This is a genomic window from Sporosarcina sp. P2 (assembly GCF_002743255.1).
GTDB lineage: Bacteria > Bacillota > Bacilli > Bacillales_A > Planococcaceae > Sporosarcina.
Map to the genome: position 1 here is coordinate 142512 of NZ_PDYY01000010.1, position 6539 is coordinate 149050.

Sequence of the window (6539 nt, forward strand, 5' to 3'; positions counted from 1 at the left end):
TCGATGCGAGTGAAATAGTGTGAGTCTGTAACGGCAATCCGAACTATTTGGCAAATGAACTTCGGCTATGTATGTAAACAATTTATACAAATAAAAACGGTGGAGGACTATACAAGTCCACCACCGTTTTATTAATAAAATTCATCTTCTAGAATATTTTCTTCATCTTCATATCGTGTTTGATAAGAAGTGATCAAGGTATCCAGATGCTCCAGCTGTTCCTCGTAATTCAGGATAGCAGATAGGACATGAAGTAAGTGATAGGAAGAGAATTCCTCTTCCTCATTAGTAATCGCAATTTCCTTCACAAAAATATTCATCACTTCTTGTCGTTGAATAAACTCACTATGGGTTTCTTCGTCGTCGAAATCCGCCTTTAACTTACCGACAAATTTCAGATGAAGCTGTTCATGATAGACGAGTAATGATTCCAGACGCTCCTGAATCATCATACGGAAGTGCTCGGGGAGATTGATGAGTTCATTTTCAAACTTATGCAGCCTTTTTAGCACGTCATAACTACTCCTAGTTGTACCGATCAATTGGCGATAGACAACAAGCCGTCTCGCTTTTGCGGCAGAAGTTTTTTTGAAGTAGCTGCGCTCTTCTTTAAATAATAAGTACAGCTGATCAATTTGTATTAGGCGTTCCTTTAACTTACTCAATGATTTCTTCATAGCTGTGTGTTCCGAAGCCTGACGACCAGCTAGACGCGTCCAACGAATAATTTCATCTTGTGCTTGATGAATCGCCTGAAATAGTTTTGTTTCATATTTTGGTGGCATAAATACTAGATTCACGAGGAATGCCGCCAGTACACCTACCAAAATTGTACCTACGCGTAGGAGAGCAAATGTTAAGAAGGCGTCGTCTTTAACCTCCATCACTGCAATCATCGTGACGAGTGCAAGTGACATAGACTTTTCAAGTCCGAGTTTCAACATAATCGTCATGACGATGACAGCTGCCAAACCGACGATGATTAATTGTGGCCCGAAAATAAGTGTGAATAAGACTGCTATAGTGGCACCGATTAAATTACCTTGCAACTGTTCTACTATTGTTAAGTAAGATCTGTAAATAGAGGGTTGGATTGCGAAAATAGCTGCAATACCTGCGAACACTGCTGTAGGTAATTCTAGTAAATTTGCGAGGAACAGAGCAAACACAATCGCAATACCCGTCTTAAAGACGCGGGCACCAAGTTTCATTGGGTAATTCCTTTCCTAAAAGCTTTTTTATGCTAACTTTACAATATACGCATAAAACGGTCAATTGTTCTATTTCAAAGTGCTTTAAATGCACGTTCTACTGCTTCAAGTGTTTCGTTTATATCTGACTCGGTATGAGCAGAAGTTAAGAACCATGCCTCATACTTTGATGGTGCTAAGTTGATACCGTTTTTCAGCATCTCTATAAAGAAACGGCCGAAGATTTCTCCGTCTGTCGCTTCAGCTTGCTTGTAGTTTTCCACTTTGACGTCTGTGAAAAACAATGTAAGTGCCCCTCCTAGACGATTGGTCGTCAATTGGACACGGTGTTTTTTAGCCAACTTTAGTATGCCATCTTCAAGTAAACCGCCTAAGCGATCCATCTCATCATAGATACCTGGTTCTTGAAGTACTTCAAGACACGCAATTCCTGAAAGCATAGATGCAGGATTTCCCGCCATTGTTCCGGCTTGATAGGCAGGGCCGAGTGGAGCGACTTGTTCCATAACTTCTTTTTTACCGCCATAAGCACCGATCGGCAAGCCGCCACCAATAATTTTTCCGAATGCTGTTAAATCCGGTTGAAGTCCGAGTAACGTTTGTGCCGCACCATAATGAAAACGGAACGCTGTAATGACTTCATCATAGATAGTCAAAACACCATGCTCTTTTGCCAGATCATGAACGAGTTCCAAGAAACCTTCATTTGGCTCGACAATACCAAAGTTCCCGACAATCGGTTCGATTAGAAGACAAGCAAGTTCATCACCCCATTGTTCCATCGCTGCTTTATAGCTTTCGGGATCATTAAACGGAATGGTAATGACCTCTTCCGCGATAGAAGAAGGTACGCCTGCAGAATCTGGTGTGCCTAATGTAGCAGGACCTGATCCGGCAGCTACTAATACAAGATCCGAATGGCCGTGATAGCAACCCGCAAACTTCATAATCTTTGTACGTCCAGTATATGCCCTTGCTACACGAATTGTTGTCATGACAGCCTCAGTACCTGAATTCACGAAGCGGACTTTGTCCATTCCTGGAATAGCCTCTTTTAACATTTTGGCAAATTGTACTTCGTGGCGTGTAGGTGTGCCGTACAGTACGCCTGTTTCCGCTGCCTTCGTAATTGCTTTGGTTATGTGAGGGTGCGCATGTCCTGTAATGATCGGACCGTATGCCCCCAAGTAGTCAATATAACGATTGCCATCTACATCATAGATATAAGCGCCTTCTGCACGTTCCATGACAGTAGGTGCACCTCCGCCAACGGCTCCATAAGCACGGGCAGGGCTGTTGACGCCACCCACAATATGTTCACATGCTACAGCATAAATTGCTTCTGAATTCTTTCGGTTCATTAGTTAATTCCTCCAAATCAATTATACGTTATCCATTTTAGCATTAATCCAAGTGAAGTCTCTACTTTCAGAGTGAAGTATAGGTAAATTGTAAAATTCAAATACTTCCGATACGATAAGTAGGGAGAGATCGAAGTACGCTATTCGTCTATATATTAAAGGAGGATTCACAATGGAAAAATTAGAGGGAAAACAAGCACCAGCATTTTCGTTAGCAAATGAAAATGGTGAAATAGTTTCATTAGACCAATTTAAAGGAAAGAAATACGTAGTGTTATACTTTTATCCAAAAGACTCAACACCTGGCTGTACGACAGAGGCTTGTGATTTTCGTGATGCGCAAGCGGATTTTGAAGGGTTAAATGCTGTAGTGCTAGGTGTCAGTCCTGACCATGCGGCTTCCCATCAAAAGTTTATCGCGAAGCACGGCTTGCCATTTTCTTTATTGGTAGATGAAGATCATATAGTGGCTGAACAGTATGGTGTGTGGAAGCTAAAAAAGAACTTCGGTAAAGAGTATATGGGAATAGAGCGATCGACATTCTTAATTGATCCAACGGGTACGGTAGTGAAAGAATGGCGGAAGGTTCGTGTGAAAGGTCATGTAGCAGATGCACTTGCGACTTTGGAGCAACTGACGAACTAGGAGGTAGATAATATGAAGATATTATTCACATTTAAGATTGAAACCTCATTTAAAGAGCAATTGATAGAAAAATATCCGAATGTCGAATTTTTGCATACAACAAATATTGATAAAGCTTCATTGGAAGATATAGATGTAATCGTGACAGATGGTGGGGATTTGAGATCAGAACATGTCGAAAAAGCTCTTAAATTGAAATGGGTCATGGTTGCGGCTGTAGGAGTCGATACATTGCCGAGCGAAGCGCTTCAGGCGCGAGATGTTCTAGTTACTAATTCCCATGGGGTTCATAAAATGCCGTTAGCCGAATCCGTACTGGCACATTTACTATCCCTTGAAAGAGGATTACCAGATATCTATAAAAGAGAGACGGAGAAAAAATGGGCGTTAGACTCTTTGCCTGGTGAAATGAATCTCTCCACGGCTTTAATAGTAGGAACAGGAGCAATAGGAGGAGAAATCGGAAGGCTTCTACAGGCATTTCATGTACATACAATTGGATGTAACCGTACAGGTCATTCAAGTCCTTATATGAATGAAGCGATTTCTTTAGATGAAATTATGGGAAAACTACCTCACGTCGATTATGTGATTTCTATATTGCCAAGCACACCTCAAACGCGATGGATTTATCAACCGGAACATTTCCGTGCCATGAGAGAGACGGCTGTTTTTATGAATGTGGGCAGGGGCGACGCAGTAAAAGAGCAGTATGTGTTGGATGCGTTAAAACAAAATGAAATTCGTCATGCGGTGCTTGATGTCTTTGAAACAGAGCCGTTACCTAAGGAAAGTCCATTTTGGGAGTTGCCGAACTGTACGGTATCCCCTCATATGTCCAGTCTGTCAGATCAATATATTAAACGATCTTTAGACATTATGGATACGAATCTTGAGAAATGGGTAGTGGGAGATCAAGATCTCATCAATCAAGTGGATTTGTCGAGAGGCTATTAATGTAGCATTACCGGCAGAATAGTTGACAATACACCCCACAGTTGAGTAAACTAATTATAATGATTATAAAGAAGTAATCCTTATGAAGTGAGGTGCATTACGATGCCTGGAGTGTTCTTAAAAGATGCATTAGTAACATTGAAAGAAAGTGGTGTGAGAATTACTCCGCAACGACATGCGATTCTCGAGTATTTAATCACATCCCATTCACATCCAACTGCTGATGAAATCTATAAAGCGCTAGAAGAAGATTTTCCTAATATGAGTGTGGCTACAGTTTATAACAACTTACGTGTATTCCAAAACTCTGGATTAGTAAAAGAGTTGACTTATGGAGATGCATCGAGTCGTTTTGATTTTGTGACACATGATCATTACCATATTATTTGTGACGATTGTGGAAAAATCGTAGATTTCCATCATCCTGGTCTAGAAGAAGTAGAACGTCTTGCAGCGCATGTAACCGGGTTCCAAGTAAATTCACATCGACTGGAAGTATACGGAACTTGTCCTGACTGTGCAGCGACGCAACAAAATCAAGCAAAATAAAAGAGTGTAGCCCACTGGGGTTACACTCTTTTATTTAGTATTATTTTTCTTGCTTCACTTTTTTATTATACGCGATGTCGAATTCTTTACCTTCAAGGTTTGGATCAAGTGTTAATGGCTCGCGGCAATGTCCACACATATCAACCCGTCCGAGTACTTTCGTATGCTTACCGCAATTCGGACATTGTACTCGTATAGCCCGTGTCGATAAAGTACCAATCCAAGCGTACACTACTGTACTACCGATAATGGCAAGCATTCCCAAGAACATAAAGATCAGCATGACAATTTCATTGGAACGGAAAAAGATTCCGATGTACATAATGACAACGCCAATGAAAATAAGTGCCAAGGCAAACGAACGAATGCGATTTATTTTATTTTTGTAAGGCTTCATTTCAAGTTTCCTCCTAACGCTATCCTCACCTAATATATCATATTATTATTTAATTGCAGTATAAACTCCCTTTAAAATAAAGGACTTTATGTGAAAATCGTCGAATTAGAGTATTCGAGACGGTATATAGAAAACTGGGAGGCGAGAAAGTGGAGCAAATGCTACGACCGGTGTATCAAGAAAGAGCAAGTTTACCTGAGACATTAAGCGTGCTTCTCATTGGTAATCAAAGAGAAGACGACCCGATCACTGATACCTTTGATGAAATCTTATTTATTATTACCTCAAACAATGAGATACCCATTCAAACAAAACATTATACAGATGGCAGACGTAAGGCCGCTATGCACATCATTAGTGAACGACAATTAACGCATTGGTTGCTTGTAGGGACGAACAAGAAAATCATCGATTGGCTTATCCTTGGAAAAGTATTTTTTGACCGTGATGAATATGCGGAACGACTGAAAGAACGTTTATCAGAAGAGCCGTTGTTTGGTCGGGGTATTAAAATGGGAATGGAAATGGCTAAAATGATTCGCGCTTATAATGAAGGGAAAATTCATTTCGAAAGAAAACAATATATGGATTCCTATCTATACGCGATCAATACTTTGCATCACCTAGCTAGGTTCGTTGCTGTTAAACGTAATGTCCTACCTGAAAATACTGTCTGGGCACAGATGAAGAAAATAGATCCAGCTGTTTTTAAGTTATATGAAGAACTGATTGGCAGTGAAGAGGAGTTAGGGAAGCGTTTGGATTTGGTATTCTTGGCAAGTGAGTTCTTCATCCATAACTACACGAATGAAGCAGCTGTGCATTTGTTGACGATTATGAGTGAAAAGGAATCATGGACTGTTCAGCAATTATATGAACAGGATGAGCTAGCGTTGTATTCTTCGGATTTAGAATTCTTTATCGAGCATTTAGTGGACAAGCGTCTAATAGAAATTACACAAGTAGCATCTAAAAATGACTTGCTATTCCATAGAGAGTACCGTATTATAAGAGCTCGGTAGCTGTCATAGAGCGATTCTATGATCGCTCTACATTTTTTATTGAAATAGTTGTTGACTTATTCTTTGGTATCATGTTATTATAGTAAATGTCGCTTGGGGCAAACGTTCTAACAGCGCACACAAAACATTCGAAAAAAGAATTTTAAAAAAGACTTGACGAATGAATGCAAGATGAGCTATATTAGAGAAGTTGCTTTTACAAGAAGTGCAAAACACGAACCTTGAAAACTGAACAGCAAAACGTTAACGAAATACAGTTTGCGCACCTAACGGTGACACAAACAAAATGAGTATCTTAATTGATGCCAGCAAATGAAACTCGAGCTAATCGAATTTTCATTTTACTGACTGACAAGATGTAGTGAAGTACTAGGAGATGAAGGAGAGAAGGAGGGA

General features: G+C 40.2%; 7 protein-coding genes. 4 read left to right on the plus strand and 3 right to left on the minus strand.

What is annotated here, in order from left to right; genetic code table 11:
• Nucleotides 1-131: 131 nt before the first annotated feature.
• Together CSV67_RS11815 and CSV67_RS11820 are read right to left on the minus strand one after the other, a co-directional pair.
• Nucleotides 132-1211, minus strand: coding sequence for an FUSC family protein (locus CSV67_RS11815; protein ID WP_099631789.1), 1080 nt, complete (start codon nt 1209-1211; stop codon nt 132-134).
• A 74-nt stretch (nt 1212-1285) separates the two neighbouring features.
• Nucleotides 1286-2572, minus strand: coding sequence for a glutamate-1-semialdehyde 2,1-aminomutase (locus CSV67_RS11820; RefSeq protein ID WP_099631790.1), 1287 nt, complete (start codon nt 2570-2572; stop codon nt 1286-1288).
• Nucleotides 2573-2744: 172 nt separating this feature from the next.
• Here CSV67_RS11820 and bcp point away from each other — a divergent pair, with 172 nt between their 5' ends.
• From bcp to perR, 3 genes are all read left to right on the plus strand, one after another.
• Nucleotides 2745-3218: a thioredoxin-dependent thiol peroxidase gene (bcp, locus tag CSV67_RS11825; protein WP_099631791.1), complete on the plus strand. Its 474-nt coding sequence runs from the start codon at nt 2745-2747 to the stop codon at nt 3216-3218.
• Nucleotides 3219-3230: 12 nt separating this feature from the next.
• Nucleotides 3231-4175, plus strand: a complete 945-nt coding sequence (locus CSV67_RS11830) for a D-2-hydroxyacid dehydrogenase (RefSeq protein ID WP_099631792.1) — start codon at nt 3231-3233, stop codon at nt 4173-4175.
• A gap of 102 nt (nt 4176-4277) precedes the next feature.
• Nucleotides 4278-4724: a peroxide-responsive transcriptional repressor PerR gene (gene perR, locus CSV67_RS11835; RefSeq protein WP_099631793.1), complete on the plus strand. Its 447-nt coding sequence runs from the start codon at nt 4278-4280 to the stop codon at nt 4722-4724.
• A gap of 40 nt (nt 4725-4764) precedes the next feature.
• Here the strand turns inward: perR and CSV67_RS11840 are convergent, their stop codons facing one another.
• Nucleotides 4765-5121, minus strand: a complete 357-nt coding sequence (locus CSV67_RS11840) for a YgzB family protein (RefSeq protein ID WP_099631794.1) — start codon at nt 5119-5121, stop codon at nt 4765-4767.
• 158 nt (nt 5122-5279) lie between these two features.
• On the opposite strand from CSV67_RS11840, the gene CSV67_RS11845 reads away from it, so the two are divergent.
• A complete protein-coding gene (locus CSV67_RS11845) occupies nt 5280-6143 on the plus strand; it encodes a nucleotidyltransferase-like protein (RefSeq protein WP_369803177.1) in 864 nt (287 codons plus the stop codon).
• The last annotated feature ends 396 nt before the right edge of the window (nt 6144-6539 follow it).

Excerpts from the sequence above, each read along its gene's own strand:
- CSV67_RS11840 (WP_099631794.1), bottom strand. The coding sequence starts at position 5,121 with ATGAAGCCTTACAAAAATAAAATAAATCGCATTCGTTCGTTTGCCTTG.
- CSV67_RS11820 (WP_099631790.1), bottom strand. The coding sequence starts at position 2,572 with ATGAACCGAAAGAATTCAGAAGCAATTTATGCTGTAGCATGTGAACAT.
- perR (WP_099631793.1), top strand. The coding sequence starts at position 4,278 with ATGCCTGGAGTGTTCTTAAAAGATGCATTAGTAACATTGAAAGAAAGT.
- bcp (WP_099631791.1), top strand. The coding sequence starts at position 2,745 with ATGGAAAAATTAGAGGGAAAACAAGCACCAGCATTTTCGTTAGCAAAT.
- CSV67_RS11845 (WP_369803177.1), top strand. The coding sequence starts at position 5,280 with ATGCTACGACCGGTGTATCAAGAAAGAGCAAGTTTACCTGAGACATTA.
- CSV67_RS11815 (WP_099631789.1), bottom strand. The coding sequence starts at position 1,211 with ATGAAACTTGGTGCCCGCGTCTTTAAGACGGGTATTGCGATTGTGTTT.
- CSV67_RS11830 (WP_099631792.1), top strand. The coding sequence starts at position 3,231 with ATGAAGATATTATTCACATTTAAGATTGAAACCTCATTTAAAGAGCAA.